At 44.6% G+C, this 23,803-nt stretch carries 14 protein-coding genes; 9 read left to right on the top strand and 5 right to left on the bottom strand.

The annotated features are described in order from the left end of the window. Positions 1-9 precede the first annotated feature (9 nt). On the bottom strand, positions 10-1,500 hold the full coding sequence (locus Q3W13_RS18605) for a glutamate synthase subunit beta (protein ID WP_302866343.1): 1,491 nt from the start codon (positions 1,498-1,500) through the stop codon (positions 10-12). Continuing rightward, positions 1,500-6,020 carry a glutamate synthase large subunit gene (gene gltB / locus Q3W13_RS18610; RefSeq protein ID WP_302866345.1) on the bottom strand — a complete coding sequence of 1,507 codons (4,521 nt, stop codon included), beginning with the start codon at positions 6,018-6,020 and terminating at the stop codon, positions 1,500-1,502. The genes Q3W13_RS18605 and gltB overlap by 1 nt, the downstream gene beginning before the upstream one ends. Positions 6,021-6,384: 364 nt before the next feature. Here gltB and Q3W13_RS18615 point away from each other — a divergent pair, with 364 nt between their 5' ends. Genes Q3W13_RS18615 through Q3W13_RS18630 form a run of 4 tightly spaced genes read left to right on the top strand, consistent with a single transcriptional unit; the run spans position 6,385 to position 12,385 of the window. Next, positions 6,385-8,343, top strand: a complete 1,959-nt coding sequence (locus tag Q3W13_RS18615; RefSeq protein WP_302866347.1) for a nucleoside-diphosphate sugar epimerase/dehydratase — start codon at positions 6,385-6,387, stop codon at positions 8,341-8,343. After that, positions 8,340-8,984: a hypothetical protein gene (locus tag Q3W13_RS18620; RefSeq protein ID WP_302866349.1), complete on the top strand. Its 645-nt coding sequence runs from the start codon at positions 8,340-8,342 to the stop codon at positions 8,982-8,984. Before Q3W13_RS18615 ends, Q3W13_RS18620 begins: the two co-directional genes overlap by 4 nt. Then, positions 8,981-10,675: a capsule assembly Wzi family protein gene (locus tag Q3W13_RS18625; RefSeq protein ID WP_302866350.1), complete on the top strand. Its 1,695-nt coding sequence runs from the start codon at positions 8,981-8,983 to the stop codon at positions 10,673-10,675. The genes Q3W13_RS18620 and Q3W13_RS18625 overlap by 4 nt, the downstream gene beginning before the upstream one ends. Before the next feature lie 15 nt (positions 10,676-10,690). Next, a complete protein-coding gene (locus tag Q3W13_RS18630; RefSeq protein WP_302866352.1) occupies positions 10,691-12,385 on the top strand; it encodes a capsule assembly Wzi family protein in 1,695 nt (564 codons plus the stop codon). On the opposite strand, the gene Q3W13_RS18635 is transcribed toward Q3W13_RS18630, so the two are convergent. The 3 genes from Q3W13_RS18635 to Q3W13_RS18645 all read right to left on the bottom strand — a co-directional run bounded on the left by Q3W13_RS18635 (position 12,369) and on the right by Q3W13_RS18645 (position 17,450). Next, positions 12,369-13,445 (bottom strand): hypothetical protein, encoded by a 1,077-nt coding sequence (locus Q3W13_RS18635; protein ID WP_302866354.1) that lies wholly within the window; start codon positions 13,443-13,445, stop codon positions 12,369-12,371. The two genes, Q3W13_RS18630 and Q3W13_RS18635, sit on opposite strands and share 17 nt — an antisense overlap. Before the next feature lie 3 nt (positions 13,446-13,448). Further along, entirely contained in the window at positions 13,449-15,785 is a 2,337-nt protein-coding gene (locus Q3W13_RS18640) for an SLBB domain-containing protein (protein WP_302866355.1), read from the bottom strand. A 177-nt stretch (positions 15,786-15,962) separates the two neighbouring features. After that, positions 15,963-17,450: an MFS transporter gene (locus Q3W13_RS18645; protein WP_302866357.1), complete on the bottom strand. Its 1,488-nt coding sequence runs from the start codon at positions 17,448-17,450 to the stop codon at positions 15,963-15,965. 632 nt (positions 17,451-18,082) lie between these two features. Between Q3W13_RS18645 and Q3W13_RS18650 the strand changes: the two genes are divergently transcribed. The 5 genes from Q3W13_RS18650 (at position 18,083) to trxB (ending at position 23,711) form a co-directional block, all read left to right on the top strand. After that, entirely contained in the window at positions 18,083-19,711 is a 1,629-nt protein-coding gene (locus tag Q3W13_RS18650; RefSeq protein WP_302866358.1) for an acyl-CoA carboxylase subunit beta, read from the top strand. Between the two features lie 127 nt (positions 19,712-19,838). Beyond that, entirely contained in the window at positions 19,839-20,249 is a 411-nt protein-coding gene (locus Q3W13_RS18655; protein WP_302866360.1) for a DUF3592 domain-containing protein, read from the top strand. Between the two features lie 216 nt (positions 20,250-20,465). Continuing rightward, entirely contained in the window at positions 20,466-21,641 is a 1,176-nt protein-coding gene (locus Q3W13_RS18660; protein WP_302866361.1) for a dipeptidase, read from the top strand. A gap of 28 nt (positions 21,642-21,669) precedes the next feature. After that, entirely contained in the window at positions 21,670-22,665 is a 996-nt protein-coding gene (locus Q3W13_RS18665) for a toxin-antitoxin system YwqK family antitoxin (protein ID WP_302866363.1), read from the top strand. A gap of 89 nt (positions 22,666-22,754) precedes the next feature. After that, entirely contained in the window at positions 22,755-23,711 is a 957-nt protein-coding gene (gene trxB / locus Q3W13_RS18670; RefSeq protein WP_302866364.1) for a thioredoxin-disulfide reductase, read from the top strand. Positions 23,712-23,803 lie beyond the last annotated feature (92 nt).

Genomic DNA, 23,803 nt, shown 5'->3' on the forward strand with positions numbered 1-23,803 from the left:
CGGTTTTTCTCAAAATACCTCATCAAATTGATTCACTGCATCTTTACTTTCAAGGACAGAATGCCCCATTAGAAATTCGTCCACTTTGCGCGCAGCCTCGCGGCCTTCGGATATAGCCCATACCACCAACGACTGCCCGCGGCGCATATCGCCTGCAGTAAATACTTTACTTACATTGGTGCGGTAAGCCTTTTCTGTTGCACGTACGTTATTGCGGCCATCCAATTCTATGCCAAGACTTTCTAACATACCTTCATACTGTGGATTCAGGAAACCCATCGCCAGGAATACCCGTTGGCAGGGGATCTCACGTTCAGAGCCATGAACTACAGTTTTTGCGACAGGGCGGCCGTTTATGTCTTCTTCCCATGATACATCGACGACTTTCAAAGCACGCAGATTGCCTTGCCCGTCGCCTAAAAATTCAATGGTTTCTATACCCCAATGCCTCCAGTGACCATCGGCATCTACCTCCTCGTGACTGCTGGTGGTTTTTAAGAGCATAGGGTAGGTAGGCCATGGCATGTGTTTGGTGCGTTGCTCCGGCGGGCGCATCATTACCTCAAACTGCCTGATAGATTTTGCTCCCTGTCGTTTGGATGTGCCCACACAGTCAGAGCCGGTATCACCACCACCAATAACAATTACATCTTTATCAGTTGCCACTATATCTTCACCCTGAACCTCAATATTGCTTACACGTTTATTCTGCTGCTTCAGGAAGTCCATCGCGAAGTGAATGCCTTTAAGTTCCCTGCCGGGGATATTCAAATTACGCGGGATGGTTGAACCACCTGCCAATATCACCGCATCATTCGACCGAACCAGTTCATCTGCGGAAATGTCAATACCTACGTTGGTATTGATTTTAAACTCAACGCCATCTTTTTCCATAATCTCCAGCCGGCGGTCGATAACACTCTTCTCCAGTTTAAAGTCAGGAATACCATAGCGCAGCAGTCCGCCTATACGGTCGTCACGCTCATAAACAGTTACGGCGTGACCAGCTTTAACCAATTGAGCAGCGGCTGCAAGGCCAGCAGGACCGGAGCCTACTACGGCAACCTTTTTGCCGGTTTTTACCAATGGCGCTGTAGGTTTAACCAACTTGTTTTTATAAGCTATCTCTATAATGTGCTTTTCAATTTCTTCAATTGCAACCGCCGGCTTATTGATACCTAACACACACGCAGACTCACAGGGAGCAGGGCAAATTCTGCCGGTAAACTCCGGAAAATTGTTGGTTGATGAAAGGATATTGTATGCTTCTTCCCAGTTTTTGCGGTAAACCGCATCGTTGAATTCCGGGATAATATTACCCAGCGGACAGCCTGAGTGGCAAAAGGGAATGCCACAGTTCATGCAACGCGCCGATTGCTGGTTCAGCTTCTCGTCGGTATACAGGTGCACAAACTCTTTATAGTTTTTTATACGCTCGGCAACGGGTGTTTTTGCCGGCAGCTCCCTGTTAAATTCCTGAAATCCTGTCGGTTTTCCCATTAGCTGATAGTTTGATATTGTAATTTCTCGATAACTTTTTTATACTCTCTCGGGTACACTTTAATAAATTGTTCCGATGCTACGGCCCAATTGCTCAGTAGATCTTTTGCTACCTTACTTCCGGTTAAGTGTACATGTTTGTGTAACAGCGCCTTTATCTGCTCCTCGTCTTGCTGCGATAACGGGTCGAGGTCTACCATCTCGGTATTGCAGTTTTCAGCAAACGTGTTGTTTGGATTATAAACCCAGGCAATACCGCCGCTCATACCGGCTGCAAAGTTGCGGCCTGTTTCGCCAAGTATCAGCGCGCGACCGCCGGTCATATACTCGCAGCCGTGGTCGCCAATTCCTTCAACAACTGTGGTAGCACCCGAGTTGCGTACAGCGAAACGTTCGCCGGCCATACCACGGATAAATACTTCTCCGGATGTTGCGCCATATAAAGCTACGTTGCCGATGATGATATTCTCTTCCGGCGTGAATGTTGCTTTTTCTGATGGATAGATAGCCAGCTGCGCTCCGGACAACCCTTTGCCTACATAATCATTGGCTTCGCCTTCCAGCTCAAAGGAAACGCCTTTGGTGGTAAACGCGCCAAAACTTTGGCCGGCTGATCCTTTAAACTTAAAGTTGATGGTATTATCGGGCAATCCAGCGGATCCGTAAATTTTTGATATTTCGTTCGATAGCATAGTGCCGATTGTACGGTCAACGTTCTTCACATCGAAAGTTGCAAACACCGGTGTTTTGTCGGCAAGAGCTGGTTGCGCTGCTTCCAGCAATTTCCAGTCCAGTATTGCATCTATGCCATGGTCTTGTTTTTCGCTATTATACAGCGTCGAACCTTTAGGAGTATTTACGGGATGCAATATATCTGAAAGGTCAACGGTTTGCGCTTTCCAGTTTTTGATGCCGTCTTTTACTTTCAGGAACTGTACACGCCCAACCATCTCGTTCACAGTACGGAAACCAAGCTCGGCCATGATTTCCCGGAGCTCTTCAGCCATAAACCTGAACAGGTTTACGATGTGCTCGGGCTTGCCTGAAAATAGCTTCCTCAATTCAGGATCCTGCGTAGCCACACCCACAGGACAGGTGTTTAAATGACATTTACGCATCATGATACAACCGCCCGCAACAAGAGCCGCGGTAGCCACGCCCCATTCTTCGGCGCCCATTAAAGTGGCAATTGCCAGATCGCGGCCGGTTTTCAGCTGGCCGTCGGTTTGCAACACCACGCGGCTGCGCAGTTTGTTGCGTACAAGGGTTTGATGTGCTTCTGCTAAACCAAGCTCCCATGGTAAACCGGCATGTTTTATTGAACTGATTGGTGACGCACCAGTTCCGCCATCATATCCTGCAACCAGGATAACGTCGGCATGGGCTTTGGCCACACCCGCGGCAATAGTGCCCACACCGGCTTTTGATACCAGCTTGACATTGATACGGGCAGCACGATTGGCGTTCTTTAAATCGAATATCAGCTGAGCCAAATCCTCGATAGAATAAATATCGTGGTGCGGCGGCGGAGAAATCAGGCCTACGCCAGGGGTAGAGTGACGGGTTTTTGCAATCCAGTCGTCAACCTTGTGACCGGGGAGCTGACCACCTTCACCAGGCTTGGCGCCCTGCGCCATTTTTATCTGCAGTTCGTCGGCATTAGTGAGGTAGTTTGACGTAACACCAAACCGTGCCGAGGCTACCTGCTTGATGGCCGAGCGCATAAAGTCGCCGTTTGGAAGCGGCTCATAGCGTATTTCATCTTCGCCGCCTTCACCTGTATTGCTTTTACCGCCAATACGGTTCATGGCAATAGCCATAGTGCTATGGGCCTCGTGCGAAATTGAGCCGAACGACATGGCGCCTGTAGCAAAGCGTTTCATAATATTTTCGGCCGGTTCAACCTCATCAAGGGTTATTGGCTCACGGTGGTGCGCAAAATCCAGCAGACCGCGGATGGTGAAATGCTTTTCGCTTTGATCGTTTATTTCTTTAGCGTAGTTTTTATAAACATTAAAATCGTTACTGCGGGTAGCGTGCTGCAGCAAGTGAACCGTTGTCGGGTTAAATAAGTGCTGCTCGCCGCGGCGTTTCCATTGGTATATACCACCCTCCGGCAACAAATGCGCACCGGCTTTGGAGCCGCCAAAGCCTATTTTGTGCTTGCAAAGCGATTCGCGGGCCAGCTCATCAAGGCCCAAACCACCTATGCGGGTAACTGCGCCGGTAAAATATTTGTCAACAACAGATTTATTAATACCTAATATTTCAAAAACCTGCGAGCCATGATACGATTGCAGTGTTGAGATACCCATTTTTGAGAATATCTTTAACAATCCATCGTTAACCGCTTTCACATAATTTTTTTGGAGCGCTTTAACATCAAGGTTAGTATCGAGGTTGCCATTGTTTTTAAGTGTTTTGATGGTGCTTAATGCCAGGTACGGGTTAATGGCCGTTGCGCCAAAAGCAAGCAGACAGGCAAAGTGGTGAACCTCCCAGGTGTCGCCGGTTTCAACTACAAGTCCAACCGCTCCACGGCGGCCGGTACGAATCAAATGGTGGTGCACAGCGGATACGGCCAGCAATGAAGGTATTGGCGCGTGTTCAGAGTCAATTGCCCGGTCAGAGAGTATCAATACTTCAAATCCGTCATCTACAGAATCCTCCGCGTAGCGGCAAAGCCTTGCCAGGCCTCTTTCAAGTGATCCTGGCATGCCATCGGCATTGTAATAAGTTTGCAGCGTTTTAGCATGAAACATACCGGTATCAATACTGCGCAGTTTTTCCAGCTGGTGATTTTTTAGTATCGGGTGTTGCAGTACAACACAATGGCAGTGCATCTTATCTTCGTCAAGCAGGTTGCCGTTGTTGCCTATAAATGTCGACAGGCTCATTACCAGGCGCTCGCGTATAGGATCAATAGGCGGGTTAGTTACTTGTGCGAAGAACTGTTTGAAGTAACTCGATATATGCTGGGGCTTGTCAGACAAGATCGCCAGCGGCACATCGGTACCCATTGAGCCAATAGGCTCTTTGCCATCAATAGCCATAGGCTTGATGATACTTTCAATGTCCTCTCGGCTGTAGCCGAACACCTGCTGGTAACGGTAAACAGAATCATCTGACAAACTTGCGAATGCGAGGCGTGGTTCGCCTAACTGACCCAGCTCAATTTTGTAGTTCTCCAGCCAGCGCCCGTATGGCTGACGTGATGCAATCTGGTGCTTTATTTCGTCATCAGTAATTATTTTTCCCTGTTCTGTATCAATCAACAGCATTTTGCCTGGCTGAAGACGGCCTTTGCGAACTACCAGGCTCTCATCAATATTCAGCACGCCAGCTTCGGAAGCTGCTATTACCCGTCCATCTCTGGTGATCGTAAAACGAAGCGGACGAAGACCATTCCTGTCGAGCAATGCGCCTACCACTTTACCATCGGTAAAGCTGATAGCGGCAGGGCCATCCCACGGTTCCATCAGGGTAGCATGAAATTCATAGAATGCTTTTTTTATAGGGTCCATTTGCTCGTTGCCATCCCACGCCTCCGGGATCAGCATCATCATAACGTGTGGCAGCGAGCGGCCGGTGTGCTGTAAAATCTCGATAATATTATCAAGGCATGCAGAGTCAGATTGGTTATTATCTATAACCGGCAGCAGCATTTCCATTTCTTCGCCGGTAAAGTATGATGACGCCAAAGATTTAACTCCTGAGTAAAACCAGTTTAAATTACCGGTAAGGGTGTTGATCTCACCATTATGTGCAATCAGGCGGAACGGCTGAGCCAGTTTCCATGACGGAAACGTATTGGTCGAGAATCGCGAGTGGATCATGGCGAGCCCAGATGCAATACGCGGGTCTGTTAAGTCCTTAAAGTACTTACGGAGCTGGTATGTTGTTACCTGGCCTTTGTAAATAATGGTTTTGCACGACAGCGAGGTGAAGTAAAAATGTTCTGCCGCAGTCGGTATAGTTTCGGTTACTGTTTTGTTGATGTAACGCCTTAATACATACAGTTTGCGCTCAAAGTCATCGGTATTGTTGATGTTATGGGGCCTTTGTATAAATATCTGTTCAACAGATGGCTCAGCTTTACGGGCGGTTTCTCCAATTACCGATGAGTCAACATTAAGCTTTCTGTAGCCAAGTGTATGCAGCCCAAGTTTCTCTACAGCGTTGTCGATTATCGTTTTACATGCTTTTTTTAGCGCAGATTCTTTTGGGAAAAATATCATACCTACGCCATAGGCGCCTGCTTCGGGAAGGCTTATCTCCAGGTCGGAGCATTCCTCCATAAAAAATTCATGCGGTATTTGTATTAATATACCTGCCCCGTCGCCACTTTCAGGGTCACAGCCGCAGGCGCCGCGATGTTCCATGTGTTCGAGCATGGAAAGCGCGTCATCAATTATTTTGTGGCTTTTGTGCCCGTTAATATTAGTTATAAAACCCGTACCGCACGAGTCGTGTTCAAATTCCGGCCTGTAAAGCCCCTGTTTCCTTTCAGCTTGATCCATCGTAAATTAATGCCGTTTATAAAATGGTGCAAGTACGAAATTACCGAAATCGGTATATAATTAAAAATATCTTAAAATTTTTGTATTTATGTAAAAATCATTGCATCTACAAATGATTAAATTGTAATTATTTTAAATATAATCAATTTTTATTATTAATTTATTAAATCGATATTTTGGTTCAAAGTCATCTTGAAGTGCCAGGGCGGGGCCTGCACCTTTATTTTAATAAATATCGAAATGCAATATTAGATTATTACTTTTGCGGAAACCCTAATTACAAAACATATTGTTGAGTAAAACGATATTCTATTGTAAATTATTTTGATAAATTATACGGTATTTACTTACCGGACCATCAATTATGAACACCTCGGTGCCCTTCAAACAAATAAACATTGTACCGCGCTGGATTATTTTCCTGCTGGATCTTTCGATTTGCTTTATATCATTATCTCTCGCTTATTTTATCAAGCATAATCTTGATGTATCGACCATTAATATGGTTGAATTCAGCCGTAATTCCCTGATTATTGTTACACTGAGTACAGTAGTGTTCCTGGCTGTTAAAACACATACAGGTATTATAAGATACACCAGTGCGCAGGACTCATTTCGCATACTGCTCTCTGTGGTGATCATTCATGGATCGTTCTTGTTGATGAACATTGTTTCTGCAGCGTTGTCAAAACCAATATTTATTTCAAATTCTGTGTTGATTATCAGTTGCCTTGCCTGTTTTTTATTTATGGTGATATATAGGGTGATGATTAAATACTTTTTTGTATATATAAAAAACCTTAAGCTCGATAAAAAGCGGGTTATCATTTATGGGGCGGGCGAAGCCGGTGTAGCGGCTAAAAGAACTTTTGACCACGATTATAAAGTAAATAAAAGGATCATTGCTTTTGTGGATGACGATCAGCGAAAGGTCGGGAAATCAATTGATGGTATAAAAATTCTTGACGCTGCCAATTTGCCGCTGTTGATCAGTGAACACGAACTGGATGAGATTATCTTTGCTGCTTATACAATACCGGAAGATGTAAGGAATAGCATTGTTGACATTTGCCTCGAAAATAATGTTAAAGTGCGGCATATTCCTTCGCATGACGTTTGGCCGAGCGGTAAAATGCAGCGTGGCCAAATTCAGAAGATAAATATCGAAGATCTGCTGAACCGCAAACCGATCCACATTGATACAGCAGCGATCCAGGCGGAATTAAAGGGTAAGCGGATATTGATAACCGGAGCAGCGGGGTCTATCGGAAGCGAAATTGTAAGGCAGCTCCTAAAGATGCAGGCCGGCCTTATTATTATGTGTGACCAATCTGAAACGGCTTTGCATCATTTATACCTTGAAATAGAGGCAAAACATACTGAAACCAACTTTCATGCGTTTATAGGTGACGTAAAAGATGTAAAGAGAATGCAGCATCTGTTCGAAACGTATAAGCCTCATTACGTGTACCATGCTGCGGCCTACAAACATGTGCCTATGATGGAAGACAACGCAGCAGAGGCAATAAAAACCAACGTACTGGGCACCAAAACCATTGCCGACCTTTCCGTACAATATGATGTGAAGAAGTTTGTAATGATTTCGACAGATAAAGCTGTAAATCCTACAAACGTAATGGGCGCCTCGAAACGGATTGCCGAAATTTATGTTCAATCGTTAAATAATCATTTAATAAATAATAACACTCATCCAGCGTCTACCAATGGCTCAAGCCGATTAAACGGTAAATCTGCCACTCGATTTATTACCACGCGTTTTGGAAATGTTCTGGGTTCAAATGGCTCGGTTATACCAAGATTCAAAGAACAGATAGAGAAAGGGGGACCAGTAACTGTGACCCATCCGGAGATTACACGCTATTTTATGACTATCCCGGAAGCTTGCAGATTGGTACTTGAGGCGGGATGCATGGGAAAAGGCGGGGAGATATTTATTTTCGACATGGGAAAATCCGTGAAGATTGTTGATCTGGCGAAAACGATGATCCGCCTGGCAGGTTTAACACCGAACCAGGATATTAAGATTGAGTACACCGGTTTAAGGCCCGGCGAAAAGTTATTTGAAGAGCTGCTGAATGATAATGAAAATACCATGCCTACCCATCATGAAAAAATCATGATAGGAAAGGTACGGGAATACAAGTTTACCGATGTTGAAAAACAAATACACGATCTGGTGTTGCAAGCGCAAAACAATAACAACCAAAAGGTAGTAATGTTAATGAAACAAATGGTAAGCGAATTTAAAAGTAAAAATTCGATCTTTGAGGAGTTAGACCTCGCACCCAACACTACCATATGAGCAAAAGACTACTTTTTTTGGTAATCCCGCTTTTTTCTGTTTTATCCTGCCATAAAAACGTTAAAAATGTTGCGGTAGTTTACCATAATGATTTTGAAACGAATGACCTGACAAATATCACGAATGGCGATACTGTCACGTTTAACCATACAACCGTACTCGGAACATACAACAATAGTGGCTTTACCCTGTCGCTGAAAAGCCTGCCTGCGCATGACCTGGTTACTGTTTCGTTCGACCTGTACATACATGACAGTTGGGACGGTAATAAAATGGCGCCTGACGGACCGGACATATGGACAATGCTTGCAGACGGCAGCCAGTATATAAATACCACATTTTCAAATGACGATTGCGGACCTGGACAATTTTGTTCCCCGCAATCGTATCCGTTAAATTACCCAAATAACTATAATAATCCCAAGACTGGAGCCTATCGTACCGATTTACCCGGATTTTGTAGCTGGTCTTTCAGCACCCATGGTACAACCCTGTATAAAATTACAAAAACCTTCAAACATTCCGGGAGCACGCTGAAATTGCAGTGCATAGATAAGCTGGTGCAAACAAATACTTTCACTCCTAAATGCGACGAAAGCTGGTCGATAGATAACATCACTGTAAAAGCAACTACCCTATGAGAATTCTGAAAACTTCGATTATATGTGCGTTGGCTGCTTTTACACAATTTGGGGCGAAAGCACAAACATTGCCCGTTGGGACCCAGGCGCTTGAAGATTATTACCGCAGGTCGCAGTTGCTGGGTACGGCGGATTCAAATGTATCATTCACAGTAAGGCCAATTTTTCCCAATTCTATAAATAAGTCAGCAAATATATTTTACCCGGACAGTACAACAGGTCAGCAAGGGCTTAGCCCGCACCGCTTGTGGAAGGTTGATGGCGGCACCAACATCGCTGTGAACTTTTTACCGGTAACTCTTCAAACGCAATTTAATTCAGACCACCCCTATGGCTGGAATGACGGAATAATGATCCCGGCAAAAGGACTGCAAACAGTACTGAGCGGAGGCATCCATTTAAAGTACGGCATTTTAACAATACAACTCAGGCCTGAATTGCTGATGGCCGCCAATTCAGATTTCGAGACATTTAATAAAAATCATTACGACGTGATTTTTGCGCGGTATTATGATATCTATAACAATATAGATATGCCCGTACGTTTTGGCACCGGATCATACAACAGGCTGCGCCCCGGCCAGAGCAGCATACGCGTTAACTATGGCTCGATGTCGCTTGGTCTCTCGACAGAAAACTTATGGTGGGGCCCCGGTATCCGGAGCTCTCTTTTGATGAGTAATACTGCTCCTGGTTTTTTGCACGCAACATTGAATACTACCAAACCTATACAAACTGCTATCGGCTCATTCGAGGGACAATTGATAGGTGCTAAATTAACTAACTCCGGTTTTCCACCGCTTGAGCCCGACCATTATTACTTTGGCACTGATTTATATGTACCAAAACCTACCGACTGGCGGTATTTGGCCGGCATAGTGGTTACCTGGCAGCCTAAGTGGATTCCGGGATTGTTCCTGGGGTATGATCAGAGTTCACAAACCTATGGAAAAGATTTAAACAGTATAAAAAACATACTTCCGTTTTTCGCTCCCGTAAAAAAAACTGATGCACCTAATGAGGCGGTTAACAAACAAGATGAACGAAGCGCTGTATTTATGCGCTGGCTGTGGACCCGCGAAAAGGCCGAAATATACTTTGAATGGGGGCATAACAATTATACAAACGACCTCTTGCAGAGCATACTTTCGCCCAATGAGTCAAGGGCTTATATTTTTGGATTGAGAAAAATACTGACATTTAATGCGGCAAGAAATGAGAACCTGCTAATTGGTGTTGAGGTAACCCAAATGGCAGAAACCAATGTTGATAAAATCAAGGCCGGAAATGAATGGTATACCAGCACAGGTATAAGATCGGGGTATACAAACGACGGCGAGGTGCTTGGAGCGGGCATCGGGCCCGGAGGTAACCTTCAGTCGTTGGAGGTAAGCTGGGTGAAAGGATTAAAACGCCTTGGGCTTCAATTTGAGCGGTACATTCATAATGATGATTTTTATTATTATGCTTATTATGATAGTTATGATTTCAGGAGGCACTGGGTTGACTTGAGCGTTGCAGCAAATGGCGAATGGGACTACGGGCATTTTATATTTAATGCAAAGCTTGCCGCCATCAAATCTTTAAATTACCAATGGTATTTAAAGCAGCCACCAGGAGCTCCTTATTTTACAAACGGGGCCAATGCTGTAAACATACAACTGCAGGCCGGTGTTTCATACAGATTTTAACCGTTACAGCTACAAATGAGAAAGACATTTTATATACTAAGTTTTATATCAGCTTTTACTTTCTTTTTGGAGGGTACGGTAAAGGCGCAATCACTTCCGGTAGGGACACCTGGCTTGGAAGATTATTACCGACGGCAGCAATTGCTTGGCAAATTGGACTCCAGCGTATCATTTACCGTCCGCCCGCTGTTCCCGGCTACATCATTTAAAGTAAAGGATGCCTTTGACCCTGATACCACTTTAAAAGGTGATAACTGGACATACCTGGGGCCAGTATCGTTTGCTAATGGTGCTGGAAAATTTCAAGTATTGCCCTTAGGCCTGCTGCAGCAATTTAACACTAACCATTCCTACGGCTGGAATGACGGCCCGATGATACCTGCCAAAGGATATCAAACGATGGCTACCGGCGGTTTATTCATAAAATACGGACCTTTGAGCATACAGCTGATGCCGCAGTTCGTATATGCGGCAAATCCATCGTTTAACGGATTTGCAACAGGGCACGGGGACAATGATCTTAAGAGCTATTACGCTTTCTATAATCAAATAGACCAGCCTGAACGTTTTGGCACCGGTTCGTATACGAAAGCATTTCTTGGGGAAAGCAGTATAAGGCTGACGTTCGATCCTATATCGATTGGCCTTTCAAACGAGAGCATGTGGTGGGGGCCAGGCATCCGGAACTCAATTATTATGAGCAATAATGCTCCCGGTTTTAAGCATATCACCTTAAACACCACACGGCCGATAAGAACGCCGCTGGGATCATTTGAAGGCGAGATAATTGCGGGCAGGCTGGATGGCTCAGGATTTACGCCCCTGCTTACGCATACATTGTCCAACGGAGCAGAATTGTATCGTAAAAAGCGGAACGACTGGCGTTATTTTACAGGTGTAAATATTACTTACCAGATAAGATGGGTGCCCGGGCTTACTTTGGGGCTGATAAGGACATTTGATGCTTATCGCAAAGATGTTAATACCTTTAGCGAATATGTGCCTTTCTTTTTTCCATATCAAAAACAAAACACCAACGATGGCGATCCTATCCCGCGTGACCAACAAACATCGCTATATGCCAGGTGGCTATTTCCTAAAGCACAGGCTGAAGTATACTTTGAATATGGGCTGAACGATAACTCATACAATTTTCGCGATTTTATAGGTTCCCCGGAACATTCCCGGGCGTACATATTTGGCTTGAGGAAAATGTTGCCTCTGGCAAGCCAGGATCAACATTTATTATTTGGCGCCGAAATAACGCAATTATCGCAAACTCCTGATAGATTGGTCAGGACTGCGGGGGGGTGGTATGTGCATGGCCAAATTACCTATGGTGAGACGAATCTGGGACAAATTATGGGCGCCGGAACAGGAAGCGGCGGAAATCTGCAATCTGCACAACTGAGCTGGGTTTCGGGGCTGAAGACGCTCGGCATAAGATTTGAACGCTATGAGCACAATGTTGATCTCGCCCAGCGGTTTTTCCCGGATATTAATGGTAACAGCCGCAACTGGGTTGACCTGGCCGTGGCGTTGCAGGGCGATTGGACATACAAAAACCTGATATTTAACGCTACTATAGAGGGTGTTAAGTCATTAAATTACGAATGGGTACTAAAAGACTACAATGCCTCGGAATATTACATTCCGCATAACAATGTATTTAACCTGCATGCGTTGATTGGGGTTACTTACCGCTTTTAGCTTCCCGTTTTTTGCGTGTCAGCAATATATAAAAACTAAAAAGAATCCCTGAAATTATAAAGCCGGCCAAAATAGCGACAGAATATTTGAGCCGGTTTTTCTTTAAAGGATATTCGGGCTCATCTACGATCTGTACTGTAGGGGTTTCCTGAGCAAGCATGGTTTTGCTCGATTCGAGGCTTTTTACTGTTTCAGAGAACACTGTGCTCAATACAATTTTGTCGCGCTCCTTTATATCCACGTTTGCATTGGCTTGGGTATAGGCGGGGTTAACATCCAAAAGGCTTTGGTTTGCCGAAGACAGGGCATACGTCTTTTTATTCAAAAGTGCGCCAATGCTGTCAGCTCGTTGCTGCAACCGCTCTACGTTATTTCTTAACCTTTTTGTTTTGGTGCTTATGAAGAAATCAGTAGCTTGCTTAATCATGCGGTTGCAAAAAAGAAACGCGAGCTTTTCATCCTTCATCGTAGCATTAACTTCAAAAAAGCTCAGTTTTTTATCGGTTTTAGAAATTCCAAATTCGCCGCCCAGTATTAGAATCGTCATTTCGTGCAGCAAACTATCTTGCAAGCGTGTATTACCTTTTCCACCCAGGGGGAAGCGCACAATCTTTCCGTCGGGGCTGTATTTGAGCCATTTTTTATCAAGCTTATTCACAGCGGCATAACGGTCGGCCAAAGTTTGGGTGCTATCATAAGCGGTTACCAATGTCTCCTTAATCAGTTTATGGCTTTTTATTAGTTCCTCTACGTTATCTCCGGCTAATACACCGCTGGCGCCACCAATGCCGTCCAAGTTAAAACCAAACTGGCCCGCAAGTGCTGATAATCCACCCGAAGCTGACGACTTTGAATCATCGACAACAAAAGTCAGCCGCGCTGTATAGGTGGGGGTCCAAAACCAGGCGGTAAGCGCACCCAAGAGCCCCCCGATAATCAAGACCAATGCCAATGCTTTCCTGAAGCTGAAAATATAAGCCACGTCGCCTGCACGGTCTTGAAATAGTTTTTTTAATGAGAATTCAGGCTCATATGGGTATGGCGGGTTTTGTTGACTCATTTTTTACTTATGAAGAATGGCAATTATACTGACTAAGGCGGTTAACGCAGTGGCGATGGCGCCTACGTCGCCTATGCCAATCTTGATGCGTGAATCCGGTGATTTTTCAGGTACAACTATCTTTGCGCCTGGTTTTACTTCGGGATAATCTCTGAAAAACAGGAAATGCTTCACCGGCTGATTCAGCCCGTCGGCATACTTAATATATGCGCCTTTAAGCCTCGCGTTTTGTGTGGTACCACCAGCAGCATTAATATAATATTTAAAACTATGGCCATTGTAGCTGATATACTGCGGGTTATTTACTGAGCCTGAGACCTCGACGTAAGAAATTACTCTTGGCACGTAAACACTATCGCCCGGCATTAATACCATGTCAACAGAGGCTTTTTTGCCTTCGCCTTTGCTTGTAAGATCGACGTTTACGCGTATTCCTTTGCGATAAACCTGCGCGTTTTCCAGCGATCCATTAGGAGTAACGCCGCCTGCCCGGTTCAGGAAGTTAAGCGCAGTTTCATCACGCTTTTGAACAGCGTAATCACCCGGAAAAACAACCTCGCCCTGAACACTTACGTTGCCTAATGAACGGTAATTTACCAGCCTCGGTATATAGATAAAGTCCATCGGCTGCAATTCAACGTCTTTACCTGCATCGGGATTGTCCATGTTAACAACAAAGGTGTTTACCAACTGATTGGCTACGCTGTCCGACTCATTTTTAATTATTCTTGATATTTCCACATGGTGGTTTGCGGCCTCATCAACAAAGCCGCCGGCGGTAGCTACTACGTCAGCGAGTGTCATTCCTTTGCGCCAGGTGATCACCTGGGGTTTATGTACATATCCGTCAATGGTAACTTTAGGACTCGATATAAATACATCGCGGTTAAATATTACAACGGTGTCCTCACGTAATAGCGGTATATCAGTTTTACCGGCAACAACATCGGAGGGCTTAAATGAAAGCATCTGTTTCTCCAAATCGGGCATGGTGCGCTTAATATAGCCGCGATCCATATAGGCTTCTGGCTTTAATCCCTGCGCCGACTTTAACAGTGCGTTTAAAGTGAGGCCTGCAGTAAGTTCATACACCCCCGGGCGGTACACAGCGCCGTCCAATACAATGCGATTGGTATATCTTTCGGTAATTGCGCCTATTTGTACCATGTCGCCATTACGGGGCACATAGTTGGCAAAAAGATTTGAGGGAACATCCTTTACCTCTCTTTCGAGCGCGTTTACCTGATCAACTTTGGCAACACCTTTATAGGCGATATCGGTAAAACCACCGGCATATTTTATCAGGTCTTCCAGCTGTTCATTGTCTTTCAGTTCGTAGATCGCCGGACGTTTTACCTGTCCGCTGATACCGACGTGCTTTTTATAGACCGGGATATGAATAACATCCTGGTCTTCCAAACGAATGTTACCGCTCAATACGCCATTTTGCAGGAAATCGTAAAAATCTACAGTTTTATAAACTTTATTGTTTCTTATCAGCTCGATATTTCTTAAAGAGCCATTTTGATTCGGGCCTCCTGAATTGTATAAAGCGTTGAATAACGTAGAAAGCGACGAAAGGGTATAACTGCCCGGCGTTTTAACTTCGCCCACAATAGTGATTTTAATACTGCGCGTATTACCGAGGTTTACCACCAGTTGGCTTTGCCCTGAATTAAGGGAAGGATAAACCTTCGCCATTTTCGCCCGTATCAGGCTTGTTGCTTGTTCAATAGTAAAACCATTTACATAAATTATACCGGCATGCGGAATTTGCAGATTGCCTTCCGGGCTTATTTTAGAGCGTACACTACTCTCGTTCAGGCCGTTCAGCAGTACAATAAGTTCGTCGCCCGGCCCTAAAACATACCCTTTTGGGGTAGCCACCGAGAAGTTAGGCTCGAACTTAACACTGGTTTGGTTAAAAAAGTCCATTCCGTAAACCGGCAGCGTGGCGGTAACAGGCGGAGCAGGTTTATTTGCTTTTGGCGGAGTTACCACGGAATCGTTCCCATCGCGCGAAAAATCGATCCTCTTTTTTTCAGCCGACTGGCTGGCCTGGGTGCCGGTTTTTTTATTCAGCCCCAACAATATCACTCTGTTTTTAAAGGCATCAACTTCAGCTTCGGGCATGCCTCTTTGCATCAGCAGCTTATAGGCATCGGCTTCGGATATGCCGGAATCCTGCAGCTTTTTCCACGCCGCGGTTATTTGCTCATCGGTTAACGACGCTACTTTAATGTTCTGGATGTTGGAGAGCGATACGTCCTGCGCTCTTACCTGTACAGATAAGGCAAGAAAGACAAAGAACAACAGGTAGAAGAAGTATTTAATCCGCATTTAAAATTGATTTAAGCTGATGTTGCAAATATAATATAATAAAGGACTATGTATTTACTGTGCATTTAATGATTTTGTAAATCAAAATCACGCTTAATTGTTTGCGGATTGGCCTAAATAACAAAACCCGCAGTGTTAGCTAACGGGCTTTGCTGATAAATTTAAATAAAGCGAGATTTATAGTTTTTCAGCATTTGAGGCCACTTCGGCATCAATAACCGGGTCTGTGATATAGTTACGTTCCTTCATCCGCGGCGAAACGAAAAGAAAGACGATAACAAATACCATAATGAAAGTAACGAAGAACCACTCGTAATTTGCGCCTTTAAGGTTCCTGGCCCACCAGCCACCACCTTCTATAAAACTATTAACCAATGCAGTGATCAGGTTACCGAACGATACCACCAGGAACCAGATGCCGGTCATAGTACTTTTCATTGATTTTGGCGAATGGGTGTAAGCATATTCCAAACCGGTGATGGATACCAATACCTCGGCAGCTGAAAGCAATACAAAGGCGAAAACCTGCCACCAGATTGACGGATGATTGCCGCTTTCAATGCTGGCATGCGTAAAGCCTATTACAACGAATGATAAGGCAGTAATAATTAAACCTGTGCCCAGGCGGCGTAAAGGCGTGGTTTTTATACCGATTTTATCAAACCACGGATAGATAACATAGTTAAATAATGGTATGAACATTAGCAAAAACACAGTATTGAATGTGGATAGCTGACCCGGGAAAATGGTAACGGTTGTAAAACCAAGGTTTATAACACGGTCCATTTTTTCAGCATACAACGTCCATTCAGACAAACACTGATCCCAGACAGCCCAGAACGCGAGCGCGAAAAAAAATACGGCCATTACACGGTACACGGCTTTTACTCCTTCAACTCTTTCTGGATCGTACGGGCCTTTGGCAACATCAAGCATTGACTGCCCGGGTTTTCTTTGGCTGCTGTGGGTTAGTGCATACCAGGTGATAAATACCAGGTTATTGCGGTTGACGCCCTGGGGCGGAACTTTTACATACATTTTACGACCCGAAAAAAATATAATTGTAGCCAACGCCATTAACAGGCCAGGAATACCAAACGCCCACTTGGGACCGAAGTGCTCATATGTCCATGGAATGGCAATAGTCGAAATCATAGAGCCGGCGTTGATACTGAAATAAAACCAGCCATAAACTTTTGAAAGCAGATCCTGGTTGGTAGCGTCGAACTGGTCGCCGACGTTGGCTGATACGCACGATTTAATACCGCCGGCGCCAATGGCAACCACCAATAAACCTAATTCAAAACCAGTTAGGCCACCGTCAAACGTAGCTAACATTAAATGGCCGATACAATAAACGATAGATACATACAGGATAAGCTTGTATTTACCGGTATACCAGTCGGCTATCATACCGCCTACAAATGGCAAAGCATAGGCCACCATCACAAACAGGTGGTGCAGCTTATTGGCATGTGCGTTGGCCTGGTCGGTTAATGCGGCGTTGTCTGTAGGGTTAAAGAACTGCTTTACCAAAAAAAGACTGAGTACGGAACGCATCCCGTAAAAACTGAAGCGTTCTGCGGCTTCATTACCAATGATGTACGGTACGGCTTTAGGGAATCTGGATTTTTTTACCGGGGCTGCTGTAGCGGTTTCCTGCATTAATGATAGAATTAAAAAATTTTACTAAAGTAGTATAATTCCGGCAATTCAAAATTTAATACTGAAAACGTTACAAATCGCGACGGTATTATTTGGTTCCCGTTGCATTTATAAATTATAAAATGAATGGATGATTTTGTATATTTGTACGGACTACCAGGCCTTCCCCGGGTTAATAAGGCAACTGTTTCTCATCCAGTTGTGTCTTAACAGAAAGATATAATTTATACTAATAGTAATTTGAAAGCCGGGATGTTCTCCGAAATGCCTGTTTTTTGTCGAAAAATCAAACAAAAAGCTTCAATTTGGTTAATTAAACAAGGTTTTTAGACCGAACGGGCATAACAGTTTTTGCCCGTTTTTGACGCCATTTTGGTTACAGGCAAAACACATTTAGCCCGTTTTTAGCGTAGTTTTCGTTACAGGCGAAACACGTTTAGCCCGTTTTTGGTGTGATTTTCGTTACGGCCTAAAGGTATTTTGCCCGTCTACTTCGGGGCCAAAGGGTTTAAGACTATTGCCATGTGTAATATCAACAATATGCCGGGCTGTCATTTTTTTTAACGCCCATGGTAATTGCGCCTTTTTTGAACCAACTTTGCCTGCAACCAAATTATCCGTAAAACCAAATTATGGACCTCGATTTCAATAAAAACGAAGATATAAACAAACAGCTGGTTTATGACCTGAATACGCGGCTGAGGAAAGTACACCAGGGCGGTGGCGAAAAGGCCGCAGCCAAACAAAAGGAAAAAGGCAAAATGCTTGCCCGCGAACGTATTGAGTATCTGCTCGACAAGGACAAACCATGGCTGGAAGTAGGCGCATTTGTGGCTGATGGCATGTATGCTGAGCATGGAGGTTGTCCATCGGGCGGGGTAGTGTGCGGCATTGGCTATGTATCGGGCAGGCAGTGTGTGGTTGTGGCTAACGATGCTACCGTAAAGGCTGGAGCATGGTTCCCAATTACAGCCAAGAAGAACCTGCGCGCTCAGGAGATAGCCATGGAAAACCGCTTGCCGATTATCTATTTGGTTGATTCTGCCGGCGTTTACCTGCCCATGCAGGATGAGATATTTCCGGACAAAGAGCATTTCGGGCGGATATTCCGCAACAATGCCATGATGAGCAGCATGGGTATCATCCAAATTGCGGCTATCATGGGCTCGTGCGTTGCCGGCGGCGCTTACCTGCCCATTATGAGCGACGAGGCAATGATTGTGGAGGGGACAGGCTCTGTTTTCCTGGCGGGGTCTTACCTTGTAAAATCGGCTATTGGCGAGGATGTCGATAATGAAACTTTGGGCGGTGCAACCACGCAGTGCGAAATATCAGGCGTTACTGATTATAAACAACCTAACGATAAAGCCGCGCTGGATTCCATCCGCAATATTATGAGCATGACCGGCGACTATACTAAAGCCGGCTTTGACAGGATAAAATCCGCAGAACCAAAGCTAAAACAGCAGGATATTTACGGTATTTTGCCCATCAGCCGCGAAGGCGCTTATGATATGCACGAGATTATCCTGCGCCTGACAGATAATTCTGAATTTGAGGAGTATAAGGCCGGCTTTGGTCAATCAATAATTTGCGGACTGGGCCGCGTTGACGGCTGGGCTGTAGGTATTGTAGCCAATCAGCGTAAAGTGCTGAAATCAAAAAAAGGGGAGATGCAGTTCGGAGGGGTTATCTATTCTGATTCGGCCGATAAGGCGACCCGCTTTATTATGAACTGTAACCAAAAGAAAATCCCACTGGTTTTTCTGCAGGATGTTACCGGTTTTATGGTAGGCAGCAGGGCGGAGCACGGCGGTATTATAAAAGACGGCGCCAAGATGGTGAATGCCGTTGCCAATTCTGTAGTACCTAAATTTACTATTGTTGTTGGCAATTCCTACGGAGCCGGTAATTATGCTATGTGCGGCAAGGCGTACGACCCGCGTCTGATCTATGCCTGGCCGACTGCCAAAATTGCTGTGATGGGCGGCGCATCTGCCGCAAAAACCCTGGTGCAGATTCAGGCCGCCGGTTTGAAAGCCAAAGGCGAAGAAGTTAACCAGGAGAAAGAGGCCGAATTGTTAAAAGAAACTACTGAGCGCTATAATGCACAAACCACACCCTATTATGCAGCGGCCAGGCTTTGGGTTGATGGTATTATAGACCCGATGGAAACACGTAAGGTAATATCGATGGGGATTGAGGCGGCCAACCACGCGCCGATTGAGCGGCCTTTTAATGTGGGCGTTATACAGACGTAGTTCTTATGCGGATGTTCGAATGATTTGAAGATGAGTTGATTTGAAAATTTGAAGATTAAAGCGGATATTCATCTTTTAACCAGTGTAATGTGTGCAATCATTATCAAATCGGTGTAATCACAAAAATATGAAGGTTACGTTTGCCGAACTCGCCGCGATAGGTATTGGCGGCTCGTTTACCATAACTGCCATACGCAAGCGCAATGATCGCCTTAACTTAATGGCGGATGGCTTGAGGGCAAAAGGAGAGGTTGTGAAAATTGAAGAAGTTCCATCGTCGGATAATTCGGTAAATACTTATAAGCCGGTAATTCAGTTTACTACCATAAACAAGCAGGTTATCAGCAAAGCGATGGAGGTTTCAACTAATCCTTGTCCTTACCAGGTTGGCCAGAAAGTGATTGTGTTTTACGACAAAGAAAAAGCCGAACATTTTGCACTGGATGACGGACCATCTATTTCGATAGAAATCACCATGTTTGTTGCAGGAATAGTAGTGCTGATAGTTGCGGCTGTTTTGTTTTTTACTGCGGAATAAGTTTATGGGATTTTAGGATTTCATGTGATAAAACTGCAATAAATTATACCGGAGGTAAAACTGCCTCGAAAAGTTGTAGTAAGGAGGCATTTGGAAATAAAAGTCGTAATGCCGCTAACCGGGCCGCCATGAATGAGTTGAAACCCGGTAAGGGCAATGCTTTTAAATCTTTGGACGAACTTTTCAAAAGTATATAATATTCCTATCTTACCATCCATGAAAAAACTGTTGCTGCCATTACTGTTGCTTATCGCTTCGGCTTCATACGCCCAAAATCCGGCTAAAATTCATCAGAAAGGCATCCTTATCGATACGCATAATGATATCCTCTCCAACATATTAATTACCAAACTGGATGCCGGGAAACTGCAAACTACCGGCAATTTCGATTTGGTAAGGGCGAAGGAAGGCGGGTTGGACGGTCAGATATTTTCCATCTGGTGTGGCGAAGAATACGGTAAGGGCAAAGCTTTTGCGATGGCTAACCGGGAGATTGATTCGCTGTATGCGTTAATCGCGCGCTATCCGGACAAAATCACGCTGGTACATAACGCTAAGGAAGTGCAGAATGCCGTTAAACAAGGAAGATTGGCGGCTATGATAGGCGTTGAGGGCGGCCACATGATCGAAGACCGGATGGATTATATTGACAGCCTGGCCAGACGGGGGATGAATTACCTTACCCTAACCTGGAATAACAGCACCTCATGGGCTACTTCCGCCCGCGACGAAGTGACTAAAAAAGATTCTTTCAAGCATTTGGGGTTAAGTGATTATGGTAAGCAGATTGTAAAACATTTGAATGAACTGGGGGTAATGGTGGATGTATCTCACGTTGGCGAACGCACTTTTTATGATGTTATAGCCACCAGCACAAAACCGGTTATTGCTTCGCACAGTTGTGCTTATGCTCTTGACCCCAATCGCCGCAATTTGAAAGATGCACAGCTAAAAGCCCTTTCAAAAAATGGTGGAGTGGTTTGTGTTAATTTTTACAGTGGTTTTGTGGACAGTGCTTACACACCTAAAGTGTCTGCCTTTTTACATAAGCACAAGCATGAACTCGATTCGCTCACACAGGTTTACCACGATGGCGATCTGGCTAATATCAGGCTGAACTCCATTTATAAAAGCGAATCGGATAAGATACGGCCACCGCTGAGTTTGCTTATTAAACACATCGACTACATAGCCAAGCTGATAGGGGTAGACCATGTGGGCATTGGCTCTGATTTTGACGGTGCGGAATCATACCCGCTGGGCCTGGATAGTGTTGCTGATTACCCGAAAGTAACGGAAGAATTGTTAAAACTGGGCTATAGTGAAAAGGATATAGATAAAATATTAGGTGGGAATGTTTTGAGGGTATTTAAGGCGAATACGGGAAAATAATTATATTAGAGCTAAAAACCACCCCTAAGTGAAACTATTATCAACCTTTACGCTCTGCGTGCTCGCTGCGACGTGTTCATTTTCACAGTCGGCCCACACTATTTATCTGAAACCGGACGGTTCTAAAACTACGCATTCTGACAGTGCCAATTCATACATTATGTATGGTAAAGAAAATGATTCGTTATGGTTCATGCGGCAATATGGCATGGATAATATGATCATGACGTCGGGTTATTACGCGGATGAAGCAATGTTGATTCCCCATGGTAAATTTACTTATTATCAGTACCATGGCGATTTAGCAAGTATAAATTATGATTTTGAAAAGCGCAGGTATGATACCGTCAAATACAATGCGTCGAATTATATAGCGAAAATCGGCTATTATGTAAACGGAAAACGCCAGGGCAAATGGCAGATATATAATGAATATGGGAAACTTTACGAAGTTTTTTTTTATCAGAATGATAAGGTGTCTGGCCCGGCGCGCTTTTATGCCGATGATGGGAAGCAGATTTTGGAGGAGGGAAATCTAAAGGACGATATGAAAGATGGTAATTGGAATTTTTATTCACCGAAAGGTGCTTTGATGGGTGTGATAAGATATTATAAGGGACAAAGACAAGGCATTAGATCGCATCTGAATTCAAAAGAGTTATCTGTAAAAAACGGTATGCCCGACTACGATTTAGCTGCTTACCTGACGGGGGCGCTTAAAAGTAGGAAATTGTCTACTTCCAGGCATTGCTACATAACTTATTCGTTTCATCTAAATAAAAACGGAACACTCACGCAACCCGAAATTTATAGGTCTGGCTGTGATATTGAACTTTGTGTTGCTATTGGGGAGATAATGTTGAACGCTCCAGCGTGGGATGCCGCAATTAAAAACAAACAGCCAGTAGACGCCACCGCTGTAATGTTTTTACAGATTATGTTTGATGCAGACAAGAAGCCTCATGTAACTTTTAATACAAGCAACCAGGATGACAATATATACGTGTTGTCGCCGGATTATTAAATTGACCAATCCGCTTGAGGCACGTTTTACCAGCGCCTGACTAATACCCTTCCTTTTTTAACTATCTTTGGGCTTCAATTTAAAAACAAATGTCGCAGGATATTGAACATGTTAAATGCCTTATCATAGGCTCCGGTCCCGCAGGTTATACTGCTGCTATTTATGCTTCGCGTGCTGATTTAAAGCCGGTTATGTACACCGGTTTACTGGCAGGCGGTCAGCTTACCCAAACCACTGATGTAGAGAACTATCCCGGTTACCCTGATGGTATCATGGGGCCCGAAATGATGGAGAATTTCCGCAAACAGGCTGAACGTTTAGGAACCGATATCCGTTTTGGTTATGTAAGTTCGGTCGATTTTTCGAGCCTTCCGCACAAAGTTGTGGTTGATGACACCAAAACCATTACCGCAGATACAGTGATCGTATCTACCGGCGCCTCGGCAAAATGGTTAGGTTTGGATTCAGAGCAGAAATATAGCGGCTTTGGCGTTTCGGCTTGTGCTACCTGCGATGGCTTCTTTTTTAAAGGCGAAGATGTTGCAATAGTAGGGGCTGGCGATACTGCTGCCGAAGAAGCTACTTACCTGGCTAAATTGTGCCGTAAGGTTACGATGATCGTTCGCCGCGATGAGTTTCGCGCTTCAAAAGCAATGGTGCACCGTGTGCTGAATACCCCGAATATTGAAATACTTTATAATACCGAAACCAAAGAGATATTAGGCGACGGCCAAAGCGTAAATGCAGTGAAGGTTGTCAATAATATCACCAACGAGGAGACTATTTTGCCGGTATCCGGATTTTTCGTTGCCATCGGTCACCATCCCAATACCGAAATATTTAAAGGATGGCTGCACATGGATGAAACCGGCTATATTAAAACCACACCCGGTTCAACCACAACTAATGTTGAGGGTGTGTTTTGCTGCGGCGATGCACAGGACCACATCTACCGCCAGGCCGTAACTGCTGCCGGAAGCGGATGTATGGCTGCCATTGATGCAGAGCGCTACCTCGCCGCCAAACAGCATGTGGTAACAGCGTAAAAAGAGGTTAAAGATCAGTAATCAATAAAAAAATATTAAGACCTGCTTTGAGAGAGGCGGGTCTTTTTTTTGGCCATCTGTCCGCGAGATTC

Source organism: Mucilaginibacter sp. L3T2-6 (assembly GCF_030519355.1).
Lineage (GTDB): Bacteria > Bacteroidota > Bacteroidia > Sphingobacteriales > Sphingobacteriaceae > Mucilaginibacter.

What these genes read in the sequence shown, in the direction of transcription:
- Q3W13_RS18630 (WP_302866352.1), top strand. Translation starts at nt 10,691, where the DNA reads ATGAGAAAGACATTTTATATACTAAGTTTTATATCAGCTTTTACTTTC.
- Q3W13_RS18605 (WP_302866343.1), bottom strand. Translation starts at nt 1,500, where the DNA reads ATGGGAAAACCGACAGGATTTCAGGAATTTAACAGGGAGCTGCCGGCA.
- Q3W13_RS18650 (WP_302866358.1), top strand. Translation starts at nt 18,083, where the DNA reads ATGGACCTCGATTTCAATAAAAACGAAGATATAAACAAACAGCTGGTT.
- Q3W13_RS18640 (WP_302866355.1), bottom strand. Translation starts at nt 15,785, where the DNA reads ATGCGGATTAAATACTTCTTCTACCTGTTGTTCTTTGTCTTTCTTGCC.
- gltB (WP_302866345.1), bottom strand. Translation starts at nt 6,020, where the DNA reads ATGGATCAAGCTGAAAGGAAACAGGGGCTTTACAGGCCGGAATTTGAA.
- Q3W13_RS18645 (WP_302866357.1), bottom strand. Translation starts at nt 17,450, where the DNA reads ATGCAGGAAACCGCTACAGCAGCCCCGGTAAAAAAATCCAGATTCCCT.
- trxB (WP_302866364.1), top strand. Translation starts at nt 22,755, where the DNA reads ATGTCGCAGGATATTGAACATGTTAAATGCCTTATCATAGGCTCCGGT.
- Q3W13_RS18615 (WP_302866347.1), top strand. Translation starts at nt 6,385, where the DNA reads ATGAACACCTCGGTGCCCTTCAAACAAATAAACATTGTACCGCGCTGG.
- Q3W13_RS18625 (WP_302866350.1), top strand. Translation starts at nt 8,981, where the DNA reads ATGAGAATTCTGAAAACTTCGATTATATGTGCGTTGGCTGCTTTTACA.
- Q3W13_RS18635 (WP_302866354.1), bottom strand. Translation starts at nt 13,445, where the DNA reads ATGAGTCAACAAAACCCGCCATACCCATATGAGCCTGAATTCTCATTA.
- Q3W13_RS18620 (WP_302866349.1), top strand. Translation starts at nt 8,340, where the DNA reads ATGAGCAAAAGACTACTTTTTTTGGTAATCCCGCTTTTTTCTGTTTTA.
- Q3W13_RS18660 (WP_302866361.1), top strand. Translation starts at nt 20,466, where the DNA reads ATGAAAAAACTGTTGCTGCCATTACTGTTGCTTATCGCTTCGGCTTCA.
- Q3W13_RS18655 (WP_302866360.1), top strand. Translation starts at nt 19,839, where the DNA reads ATGAAGGTTACGTTTGCCGAACTCGCCGCGATAGGTATTGGCGGCTCG.